Consider the following 15,475-nt stretch of genomic DNA (forward strand, 5'->3'; position numbering starts at 1 on the left):
AACCTCAACATGTCACGCCAGTATATAGTAAGAAAGCCTTTATGCATCACTTAACGCCTTCCTGGTTTGCCACAATTGTTTTTTCGGTCCCTGTACTTGGCCCTCTCCCTGTATCCCTTAGCTCCCTTCCGGTATAATGGACAAAAACGTCATCCATTGATGGCTTTTTAAGGTTTACGGCCCTGATCTTAATTCCCCCGTTCCGAAGTTTATCCATGATCTCAGGCAGCAGGTAGGTACCGTCCACATTGACCATAGCAATTATTCCTTTTGATTTGCCTCGAACCCCCTTTACGGTATCAAGTTTCTCTAACAGGCTGGAAGCTTCCCTGTTATCACTTGTTTCGAGATATATAAGATCTTCACCAAGTGCATTTTTTAACTCCCAGGGTTTGCCTGTGACAATGATTTCCCCATGATCTATGATGCTTATCCTGTCACTGAGCTGGTCGGCTTCGTCCATGTAATGGGTTGTCAGGAAAATTGTTGTGCCCTGCCGGTTGATGTCCTTTACGTAATCCCAGATTCTTATTCTTGTTTGAGGGTCAAGCCCGATTGTAGGCTCGTCCATGAAAAGCACTCTCGGACGTGTCATGAGCCCCCTTGCAATCTCAAGCCTGCGCTTCATTCCACCGCTCAGATATCTTGTCAGGACATTCCTCTTTGCTTCAAGCTCTACCAGACTGAGCAATTTGTCAACACACGACTGCCTTTGAGCTTTTGGCATGGAATAAAGCCTTCCGTGGTATTCCAGAATCTCACGAACAGTCATATCCCTATCAAGAGTCAACTCTTGAAAGACAATCCCTATTGATTCCCTGACTTTTTCAGGCTCGGTTCTCAAATCATAGCCTGCAATAGTTACTCTTCCTTTCTGCATAGGCAGGAGAGTGGTAAGAATATTAATTACAGTACTTTTCCCAGCCCCGTTTGGCCCGAGAAAAGAAAATATCTCCCCTTTTCTTACCGTAAAACTGATGTTATCGACGGCTTTTATCTCGCCGAAAAAATATTCAAGGTTATTTACTTCTATGATATTATCTTCCAGAACCAGTACTCCATCTGCTTCTATCTATAAAGGAAATGAAACTTTCATTGATAAATAGGTATTTTGCCGGAATTTCTACAGAAAGTAAACTGATTAATGAATCTGGGTAAACTACCTAGCCCTGAAACTCTCGTTTGACAGCTCAAGTTCTTGAGAGTGAAGATTCTCTTGCTTCATTCTCCTTACTTCCGCCAACGAGTCCACGAGCTCTTTTTCATGTTTCATAAGTGTAAATTTCTTGTTATTGATTACGATATTTATGTTTCATAAGTGTAAATTTCTTGTTATTGATTACGATATTTATGTTTCATAAGTGTAAATTTCTTGTTATTGATTACGATATTTATGTCCCGATTATACAAGGCATCACATTCGGGACAAAGCCATTCCCTTATATTTTCAGTAAGATTTGGATGTTTGTCATAAATATTGCAGGTTTTTGATGATGGCTCACTGCCTTAATATATAAATAAAAAATATATTTAATCCTAATTAGCATGAAAATAAGAAATGTGAATCCTGATTAGCATAAAATTAAAAAATGTTTAAAGCCGGTAAGCTTACAATAAATGTAGATCGTTTCTCGGAAACTTCACGGTACAGGGCAAGACTCAAAACTAAATATATTAGATCCATTTAGATCCATTCGATTTCATCGTCCTTATTTGAAGCTTTTTTTGCAGATACACCTTTTCTTTTACCTTTTTTGCTTGAACGGACTTTTTCTTCTGGTTTTTCAGCGGGTTCTTCAATGAGGTATTTTATCAGAGAGTCGAGATTCTGTTTTAGTTCATAGTTATAACTTTTTGGAAGTTCGTCCTGCTTTTCAACAGCTTTCAGAGTTTCTTCAAAATATGACTTTGCAAGGGCTGGATCTCTTTCAATGTAGACTATCCCCATAACAAAATACAAAGGGTAAAAATCTTTATATTTTTGATTGAACTTTTTGTAAAAGTCCTGGATTTTTTCAAAATTTTCTATTTCCATAAGGTCCAGGAGATAGGATTGAACAAGTTCAACATAATCCGGACCATTTTCCAGCAGGTAATCAAATTTTTCATTGTCATCCATTAAAAAGAAACCCGTTTCAAGATTCTCTGCCGTACTGTCCACTCCAAAAATCTCGTCTGGCCCCAGTACTTCTAATAAGCCTCCCTCTTCAAAAAGGTCTTCCTCGTCAAAGAAATCTTCAGCATCTTTTTTCATGAGAAGCATATCAACCTGAGCTCCAGATACGCCCATTTTACTTGCAAATTTTTTGAACTGCCTTTCGTATTTTTTCTCTTCTTCCTCTGAAAAAAAGCCAAGCACGTATGTAACCCACTTTACATAGGCCTGTTTTCCCTCCAGCCAGGACCTGTTATCAATGACCCACAAAACGTAGGCAAGAACAAGAGTAAATTCATGGTCGGTAAGCGGGCTTTCCTCAAGAGGTTCAACCAGGCTTTTTACAATTTCCTTTTCAAGGGCTTTTTCAAAAAAACTAATTGGCTTGTCGCGGTTCTGCTTTATATTCTTCAATGCTTTTATGACATCTTTGTCCGTTACTTTCCGGTTCTCTTTGTAGTAATATTCGGCAATTGAAAACTCGATTTCACTAAGATATTCACTGTACTCGTATTCATTCTCGTAAATGCTTTTTATTTCCTTTATCATTGGAGTATCCGGCATGAGAAGTTCGGACAATGAGAACTCACTTCAACAAGTTTATTGTTTTCATCAAGATTCATATGATTCTTATCTGGTCGTTGATTTATATTAGTTTCCATGTGTCTTCGGAACCGAGAAATCATGAATTTCGCCTTTATTGTCCTGTTTGATACTTGTCTGTTTGTCCTGAACACATTTTTTAGCAGGCATATGAAATTTTCTAAGTGAACATTGTTCAAAAACATCATTACTAAGTTGTACCAATTGCTGCTTATCAAGTGAACGTTGTTCATCAATTCTAAGCAAATTTATATATACGATAAATAACATTTGTTATATAACATATGTTATCTAATGTGATTCTGTATGCCATCTAAAACAAATGCTGAAAAAACAAGAAGGTCCGGACCTTTTGGAAAATCTAGAGAAAAACAGTTCAGTGTTTGCATGGGAGTGTCCGGTTTTGTTTCGTGAACTGGCAATACAGAAAATCCATACGTGACTTCTTATGAAACCGTTCAGGATGCTATGGTTGAAACACTGGCTGAAGACCAATAAGTCGTATTCGTCGAATCTTAGTAAACTTGTGCATAAATCAAAAAATAATCAGAAATCTTTCAGATCAAAACAATGTTTTGTTATTGAATCGGGGTAAAATCATGAAATCAATACTTTTCGTACTTGCTTTGCTTCTTTTATCGGCCCCTCAGGCCTCTGCAGCAAACAGCACCCAGACCTATGGAACAAGTCCAGCACGCATAGTCGAACTCTACAGTGACCTCGAGTCCTTTGATATAACACTCTACTCGGTCCAGCCGGAAAAGAATCTGACCCTTGAGACATCTTTGATCAGGCCAGGAAAGGGGAGTGAAGAAATCATTGCTACTCAGGAATTTTTAACTGGTAATTTTCCTGCGAATACAAAAGTTACGAAAGTTGGCTTATGGGATGTCAGGAATCCCACGCGTGGAGCTTATACTCTGAGAGCAAGGCTTATGGAACAGGGGCAGATACTCTCAGAATCCAGGTATGAATTTGTTTACGGCAGCAACTCAGCTTCCAGACTTCATGTAGACGATCTTGTCCCTAACTCCGAAGGAATCTCTGTTGTACTCTCCCCAAATCAGGCTTCACTTTTTGATATCGAATATATGCTTGTAAACGGACACGATGTAATCTATGAAACAAAAACCGAAAAGGTATCCTTGACAAGTGTTCCTGAAGCTTTTTCTGCATTCTGGGGTACTCTCCTTGAGAATAATAAAGAGTATGATGGTAGAGTAAAGGTCCATGTTTACTCCCCAGACCAAGGGTTTATAGTTTCAACAGAGCGTTTCACTGCCAGAGACGATGCTGAGATTACCGATATCTACGAAGACGAGACCGGGGCAAGTGCAACTATTTATGGGCGTTCCCAGGTGCCTTTTGAAGGAAGTCTGCTTTTTTCAGTACACAAACTGGACGCAAATTCTGAAAAAGGGAGTGCCAGTCTTGTTGAGTCTGTCCAGCAAAGGGTTCCAGTGTTGCTGAATAACGATGACGAAACCATTGAGGTCGCCTGGAAAGAAAGGCTCACTGAGGGAGTTTACAGACTCAAGATTGAACTTATCGGTAACGACGGAGATGTTATAGAACGCAGGGAAACCATTGTTGAGTCTGATTTTTCTCCTATGAATGAGGGTGCGACAGTCCTTGATACAGGAAATGAAACCTCAGACGAAGAAGAGGGGAACGGTATCACTGGCTCTTCTGTTATAGCAGGAACTGCGGGGCTTGCTATGGTTTTTGTATTTTTTAAAATACATAATAAAAAATCAAAAAGGCCGTGAATTCCATGAGTTATGAACTTTTAATTGCTCTCAGACAGATCAGGGCAAGAAAATTCCAGACTCTACTTTCGGTAGGAGCAATAGCTCTAGCTGTAATGATACTTACAATTTCCCATTCTATTATGGTAGGTGTTACAGAGGAGTTTTATAACACGTCGGTGGACAAAATTCCTCATGTCTCGGTCTCTCCAGAAGAAGGTGAGGATTACATCTATCTCTATGACACTTTGATAGAAAGGATTAGCTCAATTGAAGGAATTGCTGCAGTTTCTCCTTTCCTTACAGGTCAGGCTTCTTTGAAATTCAAGGACAATTCCCTTAATTCTGAGATTAGAGGTATAATCCCTTCACAGGAAAATGAAATTGGATCTATCGAAGAAGATATGGTTGAGGGCAGTTTCCAGGAACTGGAATTCTCGAGAAATACGGTGGTTATAGGTTCAAAGCTTGCGGAAAAACTTGAGGTTAATCTGGGGGACTTCATAAATGTGTCTTTTCCGAATGCAAATCCCCTCTCTTTAAGAGTTGTGGGGATCTTCCATACGGGGTCTTCTCTTGACGAGTCCCTGACATATACTTCCCTGCATACTGCCCAACAATTCTATGATGCCTCGAACGTGGTTAATGGGATTTCTGTTCGTCTCAGTGATTTTAACAGGGATAGGGAAATTGCAAACGAGATCAAAAAACTTGGTTATAATGCAGAAGGCTGGACAGAGACATATTCTGCAATCCTCCGCACCCTTGCTCTCGAAAGCACTACAGACAATATCATATACGGGCTTGTTGTTGTCATAGCCTCCTTTGGCGTTGTCAGTACACTGAATCTTTCGGTTATCAGTGCAACGAGTCAGATAGGTATGCTTCGCGCTATGGGTGCACCGGTCTCAAGCATCCAGAAAATTTTCATATTCCAGAGCGGGATTCTTGGCCTTCTGGGCGCTCTTATCGGCACTTTTGCAGGAATTCTTATAGCTCTGACAATAGGACAGTATGAGATCCAGCCAGATTCATCCGATGTTTACGGAAGTATTTCCTTCATCCCTGTTGCCGTGCACCTTATGGATACTTTATTCATCATTTTTGCCGTTTTTCTGCTTAATCTGATTACAGGAGTTTATCCTGCGCGGCATGCGGCAAAAGTGGACCCTATAAAAGCTATTACTTCAAAGTGAGTGCGGGGTAATGCAATTTCAAAGTCAATTTGACAATTAATTGTAAATGTTAACTGTGAAAATCCAGTTGGCTAAAAATCTTATCTAATTTAATATTTTTAAAACCATAAAATATCCGTTGTCTAAAAACTCTAATACATACCCATATTTAGGAGTTTATTCAGATGTATGAAGTGAAAATCGCTTTGAGGCAGGTATTATCCAGAAAAAAGCAGACCCTTTTTTCTATACTTGCCGTTGCCCTTGCAGTTGCCGTAATCACAGTAATGATGGCATTGCTTTCTGGCTTTCAAGGAGAGCTTCTAAAGTCCAGTATTGAGGACAATCCACATATTGTTATCAATCCTCAGGATGAAAAAGAGGAGTTTATTCACCTCTACAAATACAACTCGGCCCTGATCTCCGAAAAAGAGGGAGTTATAGCTGCTTCCCCCAAATATATTGGACAGGTGGCGCTTAAATACAGAGACAATGCCGAAGGGGTTTCTCTTCAGGGAGTTGACCCAATGGCTGAAGAGAGTGTTATGAGGGTAGGTGAGGATGTTGTGGAAGGTGACTTCACAGCCCTTATTCATACAAGATACGGGATTCTACTCGGGGATCAACTTGCAAAAAACCTTGACGTCAATGTGGGAGACCGGGTTGATGCTGTTTTTCCGGGCTCGCAAACAACTTCTTTCAAGGTCATAGGTCTTTTTCATACTGGAACTTCTGCAGACGAGGTAACAGCCTATGCAAGGCTCGATTCGGCTCAGGATTTTTTCAATGAACCGGGAGTTGTAAGCAATATAGGAGTCAGAGTAGCAGACCCTTACCAGGCAGATGCTATTGCATCTTCGATTGAAGGAGAAACCAGACTTGATGCTGTAAGCTGGGGCGAAGCAAACTCTGAAATCCTCAGCTTCTTAGATATCCAGAAGGTCTCTGTAAATATTTTATACTTCCTGATTTACGCAATTGCAGGCTTTGGAATTGCAAACACTCTGATCACTGTCGTTGCTCAGAGAACCAGGGAAATAGGTATCCTGAAAGCTATGGGAACTTCGAGAAAGAGCATTATGGCTATCTTTCTTTTCCAATCCATGATCATTGGAGTAATAGGCCTGATGTTCGGTACAATTCTCGGTTATATTTCGATAATTGCGCTCCAGAACTATGAAATAGAAGTCCCACCGGAGACGTATTTCGGGCTTCAGACCCTTCCTATTGAAATTGAACCGCTCAATTTCTTGTATGCGGCTTTCTTTGCTTTTATTGTCAACATCTTCTCAGGAATCTATCCTGCGCAGAAGGCTGCAAAACTTGACTCTGTAAAAGCCATTGAAAGTGCCTGAATATACATTATTCACATTTTATAGTAGTAAAATAAACTGTAATATTTGACTGTCGCTTGTAATTTCTTTGCGAAATTTTGCATATTAACTTAAATTTTGTAAAACTCACTCAGTTGAACTGGAAAATAGCAGACACAGCAGATTAAACACTTACTGCCTAAATCATTATAATTTAAGTGAGGTGATAAAAAGTATGACAGAAGAAAGCCCAATTATTGAGATTAAAAATCTGACAAAGACCTATAAAAACGGAGTGGAGTTTAATGCCCTTGATAGTGTGAACCTGAATATTGAGAGAGGAGAATTCATTGCAATTGTCGGGCCGTCGGGTTCAGGCAAAAGTACACTCATGCACCTTATAGGCCTGCTGGACACTCCTAGTTCAGGTACCCTCCTGATAGACAGAAACGATGTAACAAAAATGTCGGATAAAGAACTTTCTGAGATAAGAAACAGGACACTTGGTTTTGTTTTCCAGTATCATCACCTGCTTCCCGATTTCACAGCTCTGGAAAACGTAATGATGCCACTTTTGATTTCTGGGAAAAAGAAGAAAGGAGCAAGAGAAATTGCCGAAAAACTTCTGAAAGAAGTCGGACTTGAAGAGAAAATGGATCACAGACCTAATGAACTTTCAGGAGGGCAGAACCAGAGGGTTGCAATAGCAAGAGCATTGAGCTGCTCCCCTTCAATTGTGCTCGGGGATGAACCTACAGGTAACCTTGATACAAAAACGGGTGGCATGATCTATGAACTTCTCAGGCAGCTGAACAGGGAGTATAATCAGACATTTATCGTAGTAACCCATAGCGAAAGTCTGGCTTCAAAAGCTGATAAAATTATCAGGCTTGTAGATGGGAAAATTACAGTTCAGTAATTACAGTTCAGTAAGGAGAAAAAATAAAGAATGCAAAAGGAAGACTTATGAGCATTTCAGGCATTCCGGCTGCGTGGAAAACTTTACTCTGCCCACTGCATACAGGCAAGCCACTTGTCGCATCCAGCTCTGGGTATTTGGCGAGAGTCTACTGGAAAACTTGTACTTGCTATCTACATCAATCCGGTGATATCCCACCTATAATAATTATTTTTTTAATTGCTCCATCTCCTTTTGTTTAATTTGTTGGATACGCAGGAGATCCTCTCCCATTTCCAGAAGAAGCGCCTCAGCAGCCTGGTCATCAAGCCAGGAAGGCAGCTGACCATTGGCAGCCATGACCGAGATTCCCATTTGAAAGATCCGCATTTTTAAAAGCAGGCGCCTGCGTTCTTCGTACGTCAAACCGCGCAAGTTTTCGTCTTCAGCCAGTACCTTAACAATAGCCTCCTGAACGTTTTCATACGAAGCCATGTATGGATTTTGCTGTATTACTAGTTCACGAAAAAGGACAGGGTACTCCCGTGCAAACGCTAAACTGGCTTTTCCGATATTTTCAAAGAGGTCCGATCCTTCTTGTTTTTTCATCAATTCATCCGAAAGGGCAAAAACACGTTCGACAACAGCTTTAATCAAATCATCAATTGTTTCGAAATTGAGATAGATCGGCGCAACCGAACAATGGAGACGTTTCGCCACGCTGCGAGCGGTTATGCTAGCAAAGCCTTCTTCTTTAGCGATGTCAAAAGCGGCTTCTACAATAGCTTCTTTGTCAAATTTTGTTTTGGGTGGCATACAGATCCCTCTTTAATTATTATTTGTTATATAACATGTGTTATTTTATATGATAAAAAGATATTTGTCAAGAAAAATGTGGAATATTAACAAAAAACTGGCCCACGTAGTTGTCCGACACCTTATCGAAGGAGATGCGGCTGGCATCTTGTTTACTTTCAAGCCTGTGAACGACCGGCAGTAGTGGCGAAGTTGTTGGGGAAACTATTGGCATCAAAGAACTGATGACTGCACGTCCCAAAGAGAACACTACGGAAGTTCCGATCCCGGCCGAAAATCGCTGACAGATCACTCAAACCGAGATGTCGTATCAGGAGTGATGCTTACATTGTTGAATATTGACACTGCCTAATCTAGCTGGCGTGCACCTGAAAAAAACTCATGCTCCCTCTTGATAACCCCATATCTTCAAAGATAGATCGACCATCAGGTCAGTCAGGGCTTCTTCGTCCATGAGAGGCAGAGGGCAGATGATGTCACAGAGAATAATGCTTTTTACAGTAAACCCCCAACATACAAGGACTTCCAGGGGGTCTTTATTACCTATATCAACGCCATTGAAACGGCAAAAAAATTCGGATGCGGTCTTGTAGTCTTTGACATCCATCTTTTTGATTTCATCCATGATTTCGCTATCGCTCAGTGTGGCCATGATCAACGCTTTTATTAAAGGACTATTATCTTTGTAGAATTGCTGCATATTTTTGATAACATCTCTCATGTAACCCGGAAAATCATTAAAATCAATAGTTTCTGGCTGTTTTATCCTCAATAACTCATCCGTGTATCTATAACCGATCTCCTTAAGGATGTCAAACTTGCCTCCCGGGAAATACTTATAGATCAGTCCTATACTCACGCTGGCAGCTTCAGCTATGTCCCGGATAGTCACGTTTTCATAGCCTTTTGTCTCTATCAGCATGCACATGGCATCCTGGATGGTAATGATTTTTGCCTTTTTATCCCGTTTTGTACTCTTTTGATTTTTTTGAACAATTATTTTATCCCGCATCTGATATCTCCTAAGTGAACAATATTCAAAACTTTATTAATAAATCGTATGCATCAATACTCTAAGTGAACAATATTCAAAACTTTATTAATAATTCGTATGCATCAATACTCTAAGTGAACAATGTTCAAAAACCTTTATTAATAAGTTGTATGCATAAAAGATTAATAGAATTTTATACAAAGTCCAGAAATAATCCAAAGTCTCTAAGATTGAAACGCAGTTCAACGATTTTTATAAAAATGTATTTTAATAATTGTTATATACAGAACCGGGGTAAAAGACAATGAAAGCTGCACTTTTCTTACTTACTTTTTACCTTATATCAGTTTTTCCGGCCTCTGCATCCGAGAATTCTCACACTGGAGAAACGAGTACAGCCTACATAGCCGATCTTTATAGTGATCTTGAGTCCTTTGATGTAACCATCTACTCGGACCAGCCAGAAAACAACTTGAACCTTGAGGTGCTTCTTGTCAGACCCGTGGGAACAAATGAGGAAATGCTTGACAGACAGGTATTTTCAGTTGATAGCATTCCTGCAAATAAACAGGTAATAAAGGTTGGTTTCTGGAATGTCGGAAGTTCCGAACGCGGAGCTTATAAGATAAAGGCTCAGCTTCTTGAAGGAAACAAGGTTCTTTCAGAGTCTGAGTATAATTTTGCTTACGGCACTAATTCTGCTTCAAGGCTTCAGGTCAATGACCTGGTAGCTAACTCCCAGGGAATCAGCGTTGCACTTTCTCCAAAAGAAGCCTCACTTTTTGATATCGAATATATGCTTGTAAATGGTTCGGATGTCGTTTATACAACAAAAGCTGAAAAATTATCACTTACCAGCGCTCCGGATATTTTTTCCGCTCCCTGGGGTACACTTCTTGAAAACAATAAAGAGTATGCTGGAAGAGTAAAGATTCAGGTTTATTCTCCTGATAAGGAGGTTATAAGCTCAGCCGAGAGGTTCACTGCTAGAGACGATGCTGAGATTACCGATATCTACAAAGATGAGACCGGAGCAAGTGCAACTGTTTATGGGCGTTCTCAGGTGCCTTTTGAAGGAAAACTGATTTTTTCTGTATACAAACTGAAAGCAACTTCTGAAATAGGGAACTCCAGTCTTGTTGAATCTGTTCAGCAAAGGGTTCCAGTGTTGCTGAATAACGATGACGAAACCGTTGAAGTAGCCTGGAGCCACAGGCTTACTGAAGGGATCTACAGGCTTGAGATCGAACTTCTGGGAAACGACGGTGACATTATTGAGCACAGGGAAACAGTTATCGAATCCGATCTCTCCCAAAATTCCAGCGTTAGCCTGGTAAATAATACTACTTCAGAAACAGAGACTTCAGACGAAAAAGGAATCCCGGGTTTTTCTGCGGCAGCTTTAGTTTCAGGGCTTGCGGCGATTTTTGCCCTTTTCAGAAATAAAATTTGAAACCAGATTGAAGGCTGTGAGTCCCATGCGTTATGAACTCTTTATTGCGCTCAGGCAGATTCGGGCAAGAAAATTCCAGACAATTCTTTCAGTTGGAGCTATAGCTCTTGCTGTAATGGTACTTACCGTTTCCCAGGCGGTTATGGTTGGTTTTACTGGCGAACTCTATAACACTACCGTAAATAAACTTCCTCACGTCTCGGTATCTCCGCAGGAAGGTGAAGACTATATTTACCTTTACAGAACCCTCATCGAAAAAACTGAAAAAATAGAGAGTGTTTCTGCAGTTTCTCCGTTTCTTACAGGAAAAGCGTCCTTCAAGTTCAAGACAAATTCCTTTAACGCCGAGCTGAAAGGCGTCATCCCTCTACAGGAAAACAATATCAGCGCCATTGAAGCTGATATGGTTGAAGGAAATTTCAGGGAACTTGAATATTCGAGAAATACGGTGGTAATTGGCTCGAAACTGGCAGATAAGCTTGAGGTTAATCCTGGAGACTCGGTTGATGTGTCTTTTCCAAATGCAACCCCTCTGTCCCTGAGAGTAGTTGGAATTTTTCATACCGGTTCGCCTCTGGACGAATCCCTTACTTATACATCCCTGGATACCGCCCAGGAATTCTACAATGTTCCGGATGTGATTAACGGTCTTTCTGTCAGGCTTGAGGATTTTAATAGGGACAGGGAAGTTGCTGCTAAGATCAAAAAGGCCGGCTATAAAGCAAAAGGCTGGACCGAAACCAATCCTGAAATTCTTAGGACAATTGCCATTGAGAGCACTTCCAACAATGTAGTCCTTGGTCTGATTATAGTTATTGCTTCTTTTGGAGTGGTTAGCGCTCTGAATCTTTCAGTTATCGGTGCTACAAGCCAAATCGGTATGCTTAGGGCTATGGGAGCTACGGTTTCCAGTATCAGGACAATCTTTGTACTTCAAAGCGGTATTTTGGGTTTGCTAGGTGCTCTTATCGGGACTCTTACAGGAGTTGCAATATCCCTGGGATTAGGTCAGTACGAAATGCCAGCTGCTTCCTCAGAATTTTACGGCGGCATGACAACCATTCCCATTATAGTCCGAACTGGAGATATTCTGGTCATTATTATTGCAGTTTTTCTGCTGAACCTTATTGCCGGGATTTACCCTGCCCAGCAGGCAGCTAAACTCGACCCCGTGAAAGCTATCAGTTCAAAATAAGTACAGATTTAAGATGACCCCGTGAAAGCTATCAGTTCAAAATAAGTCAGATTTAAGATTATTCCCTGGCTTATTTAAAATTAAATTATTAAGTTACATTAATAAAATATTTTGACAGATTATATATTCTGGAAATTATGAGATTCCCTGCTGACTAAAAACTCTAAAATGCATTATCTCCAGGAGCTAATTCATATGTATGAATTGAAAATCGCATTGAGGCAAGTTTTTTCCAGAAAAAGGCAAACTTTTTTTGCCATACTTGCAGTTGCCCTTGCCGTAGCCGTAATTACGGTAATGATGGCAATGCTTTCTGGCTTTCAAGGAGAGCTTATAAAGTCCAGTACTGAGAACAATCCCCATATTGTTATCAATCCTCAGGATGAAAAAGACGGGTTTATTCATCTTTACAAATATAATTCGGCCCTGATTTCGGAAAAAGAAGGAGTTATAGCGTTGTCTCCCAAATATCTGGGTCAGGCAGCCCTGGAATATAAGGATAATGCAGAGGGTATTTCACTTCAGGGAGTTGAACCTGAGGCTGAAGATAAGGTTATGCGGGTAAGCAAGGATATGATAGAAGGGAGCTTTCTATCGCTCACCCATACAAGAAATGGAATCATACTTGGAGATAAGCTTGCGGAAAATCTTGAGGTTCAGCCTGGAGACCGGGTAGATGCAGTGTTTCCGGGCTCAAAAACAACTTCTTTTAAGGTTATAGGTCTGATCCATACCGGAACGGCTGCAGATGAGGTGACAGCCTATGCAAGGCTGGATTCATTGCAGGATTTCTTCAATGAACCTGGAGTTGTAAGCACAATAGGGGTCAGGGTCGCAGACCCGTACCAGGCCGACGTTATATCAAGCTCAATTGAAAAAGAAACCGATCTTAATGCAGTAAGCTGGATAGAAACAAATGCAGAAATCCTTAATCTTCTAAACACTCAGAAGGTTTTCGTAAACGTTTTCTATATCCTTATTTACGGGATTGCCGGGTTCGGGATTGCAAATACTCTGATTACCATTGTTGCTCAGCGAACCCGAGAAATAGGTATCTTAAAAGCTATGGGAGCTTCTCAAAAAAGCATAATGATTGTTTTTCTTTTCCAGTCTGTAATTCTCGGAGCTATGGGGCTGGTTTTGGGTACTATTCTGGGTTATATTGCAACCATTACTCTGCAGAGCTATAAAATCGCAGTCCCTCAGGAGATGTATTTCGGGCTTCAGACACTTCCTCTTGAAGTCGACCCTCTCAACTTCGTATATGCTGCTTTCTTTGCTTTCATAATCAACATAATCTCAGGTATTTACCCTGCACGGAAGGCTGCAAAGCTTGACCCTGTAAAAGCCATAGAAAGTGCCTGATATGATCACTTCTCACGGGTGTAATAAAGCAGTCTGCTGCTTGGGTTTAGTATATAATTGATTTATACATCTAAAATTGTCCGCCTAATATTCACCTAATACCTACATAATAAAATTTGAAAATTTGCGCAGTTAAAATCAAAAAAGAGTCAATAAACCCTGACTGTAAGAACCAATAAAATCCTGACTGTAAGAGCCAATAAAACCCTGATTGTTTAAATTTCAATAACTCTCAATGAGGCGCAGAAAAAGTATGACAGAAGAAAGCCCAATAATCGAGCTTAAATACCTGACAAAAACCTATCAAAACGGGATGGAATTCCATGCTCTCGATAATGCAACTCTGAAGATAAAAAAAGGGGAATTCATTGCAATTGTCGGGCCGTCGGGTTCAGGCAAAAGTACACTTATGCATTTAATAGGCCTGCTGGATACTCCGAGCTCAGGCACTCTACTGATAGATAGAAATGATGTAACAAATATGTCTGACAAAGAACGTTCTGAGATAAGAAACAGGATGCTTGGTTTTGTTTTCCAGTACCATCATTTGCTCCCTGATTTTACAGCCCTGGAAAATGTAATGATGCCACTTTTAATTGCTGGAAAAAAGAGGAAAGAAGCAAAGGAAATTTCCGAAAAACTCCTGAAAGAGGTAGGACTTGAAGACCGGATGGATCACAAACCCGGTGAACTTTCAGGAGGGCAGAATCAGAGGGTTGCAATAGCAAGAGCATTAAGCTGTTCCCCTGCAATTGTACTGGGAGATGAGCCAACAGGCAACCTTGATACAAAAACGGGTGACATGATCTACGAGCTGTTGAGGCAGCTTAATAAGGAATATAATCAGACATTTATTGTAGTTACTCATAACGATGATATGGCCTTAAAAGCTGATAGAATCATCAGGCTAGTGGATGGAAAAATCATGGCTCCGTAAAAAATGTGGAGAATGTAAATGGAAAAATAGTAAAAGGAAAGAGAGTAAAAGGAAAGAGAGTAAAAAGTACTTTTATTCGGCAAAAAACTGTCATTGGTTCTTACAAACAGTATTGCCCTGATAGCTAAAATTACCGGCTCGAATACCTATCACCTATTTTCACGGGCGTTGCTATTGCATCGGCAAGAATGAAAAAATGGCAACTAAAAAGTTTGCTTTGCACACGGAAAAAATGTTCAGTGCCGTGCAACCAATATGCATGCCACTTTTTTCAGGACTGCCTTTACTTAAAAATGTCTGATGCGAGTTTTCACTTTATAGATGCCCGGTTCAAAAAGTATCAATTAAAAACAATTGAAACCCTAAAAACAATTAACCCTAAAAACAATTAAGACCCTAAAAACAATTGAAATCCTAAAAAGCGCTTTAAGAAGATTAGAAAGAGCCTGGGAGAGTTTTATTCCTTTTACTGTAGCCCCCGATACAGTAACTCCGAAAATATCCTATTATATTATTCGGATTAGAATCTCTTCCAGGCAATTCTTTACTCACATACCCTACCAGTCATTTCCCATTGTGTTGATCCATCCGTTTTTTCTAACGTTATAGAAATCTATTCTCTTTGATCAGATATCTTTTACCTGTTCTCTTCAGTTTACAATCTATAATTATTCCTAAACTTATTTAAAATAAATTATATGAAAAATTGTTTGCAAACAAAAAATATTCCAATGTAAAATGTTTTTTTAGCAAACAACAATTTAATGTTAAATATGATTTTATAATTACTAAGTTTTATTAAAACATAGGAGTTTTTAAAATC

The 15,475-nt window shown here is 40.0% G+C and carries 12 protein-coding genes; 8 read left to right on the plus strand and 4 right to left on the minus strand.

What is annotated here, in order from left to right; genetic code table 11:
* Nucleotides 1-46: 46 nt before the first annotated feature.
* Both A9239_RS15440 and A9239_RS15445 read right to left on the minus strand, forming a co-directional pair.
* Entirely contained in the window at nt 47-1,072 is a 1,026-nt protein-coding gene (locus A9239_RS15440; RefSeq protein ID WP_369815440.1) for an ATP-binding cassette domain-containing protein, read from the minus strand.
* 612 nt (nt 1,073-1,684) lie between these two features.
* Nucleotides 1,685-2,734 (minus strand): hypothetical protein, encoded by a 1,050-nt coding sequence (locus A9239_RS15445; protein WP_230668848.1) that lies wholly within the window; start codon nt 2,732-2,734, stop codon nt 1,685-1,687.
* 623 nt (nt 2,735-3,357) lie between these two features.
* Between A9239_RS15445 and A9239_RS15455 the strand changes: the two genes are divergently transcribed.
* From A9239_RS15455 to A9239_RS15470, 4 genes are all read left to right on the plus strand, one after another.
* The gene (locus A9239_RS15455) at nt 3,358-4,527 is read left to right on the plus strand and encodes a hypothetical protein (RefSeq protein ID WP_048155702.1); all 1,170 of its coding nucleotides are present in this window, start codon (nt 3,358-3,360) and stop codon (nt 4,525-4,527) included.
* 5 nt (nt 4,528-4,532) lie between these two features.
* On the plus strand, nt 4,533-5,702 hold the full coding sequence (locus A9239_RS15460; RefSeq protein WP_048155700.1) for an ABC transporter permease: 1,170 nt from the start codon (nt 4,533-4,535) through the stop codon (nt 5,700-5,702).
* Between the two features lie 164 nt (nt 5,703-5,866).
* Nucleotides 5,867-7,036 carry an ABC transporter permease gene (locus A9239_RS15465; protein WP_048116975.1) on the plus strand — a complete coding sequence of 390 codons (1,170 nt, stop codon included), beginning with the start codon at nt 5,867-5,869 and terminating at the stop codon, nt 7,034-7,036.
* Between the two features lie 193 nt (nt 7,037-7,229).
* The gene (locus tag A9239_RS15470; RefSeq protein WP_048116979.1) at nt 7,230-7,913 is read left to right on the plus strand and encodes an ABC transporter ATP-binding protein; all 684 of its coding nucleotides are present in this window, start codon (nt 7,230-7,232) and stop codon (nt 7,911-7,913) included.
* A 207-nt stretch (nt 7,914-8,120) separates the two neighbouring features.
* On the opposite strand, the gene A9239_RS15475 is transcribed toward A9239_RS15470, so the two are convergent.
* The gene (locus A9239_RS15475) at nt 8,121-8,708 is read right to left on the minus strand and encodes a TetR/AcrR family transcriptional regulator (protein ID WP_048155697.1); all 588 of its coding nucleotides are present in this window, start codon (nt 8,706-8,708) and stop codon (nt 8,121-8,123) included.
* 379 nt (nt 8,709-9,087) lie between these two features.
* Nucleotides 9,088-9,720 carry a TetR/AcrR family transcriptional regulator gene (locus A9239_RS15480; RefSeq protein ID WP_048155695.1) on the minus strand — a complete coding sequence of 211 codons (633 nt, stop codon included), beginning with the start codon at nt 9,718-9,720 and terminating at the stop codon, nt 9,088-9,090.
* 286 nt (nt 9,721-10,006) lie between these two features.
* On the opposite strand from A9239_RS15480, the gene A9239_RS15485 reads away from it, so the two are divergent.
* The 4 genes from A9239_RS15485 (at nt 10,007) to A9239_RS15500 (ending at nt 14,652) form a co-directional block, all read left to right on the plus strand.
* Complete coding sequence (locus A9239_RS15485; RefSeq protein ID WP_048155690.1) at nt 10,007-11,155, plus strand: hypothetical protein; 1,149 nt, start codon at nt 10,007-10,009, stop codon at nt 11,153-11,155.
* Between the two features lie 25 nt (nt 11,156-11,180).
* The gene (locus A9239_RS15490) at nt 11,181-12,350 is read left to right on the plus strand and encodes an ABC transporter permease (RefSeq protein ID WP_048157019.1); all 1,170 of its coding nucleotides are present in this window, start codon (nt 11,181-11,183) and stop codon (nt 12,348-12,350) included.
* A 195-nt stretch (nt 12,351-12,545) separates the two neighbouring features.
* Complete coding sequence (locus tag A9239_RS15495) at nt 12,546-13,715, plus strand: ABC transporter permease (RefSeq protein ID WP_048155687.1); 1,170 nt, start codon at nt 12,546-12,548, stop codon at nt 13,713-13,715.
* A gap of 253 nt (nt 13,716-13,968) precedes the next feature.
* A complete protein-coding gene (locus A9239_RS15500; protein ID WP_048116992.1) occupies nt 13,969-14,652 on the plus strand; it encodes an ABC transporter ATP-binding protein in 684 nt (227 codons plus the stop codon).
* The last annotated feature ends 823 nt before the right edge of the window (nt 14,653-15,475 follow it).

The sequence above is a fragment of the Methanosarcina sp. A14 genome (assembly GCF_001729375.1).
Classification (GTDB): domain Archaea; phylum Halobacteriota; class Methanosarcinia; order Methanosarcinales; family Methanosarcinaceae; genus Methanosarcina; species Methanosarcina barkeri.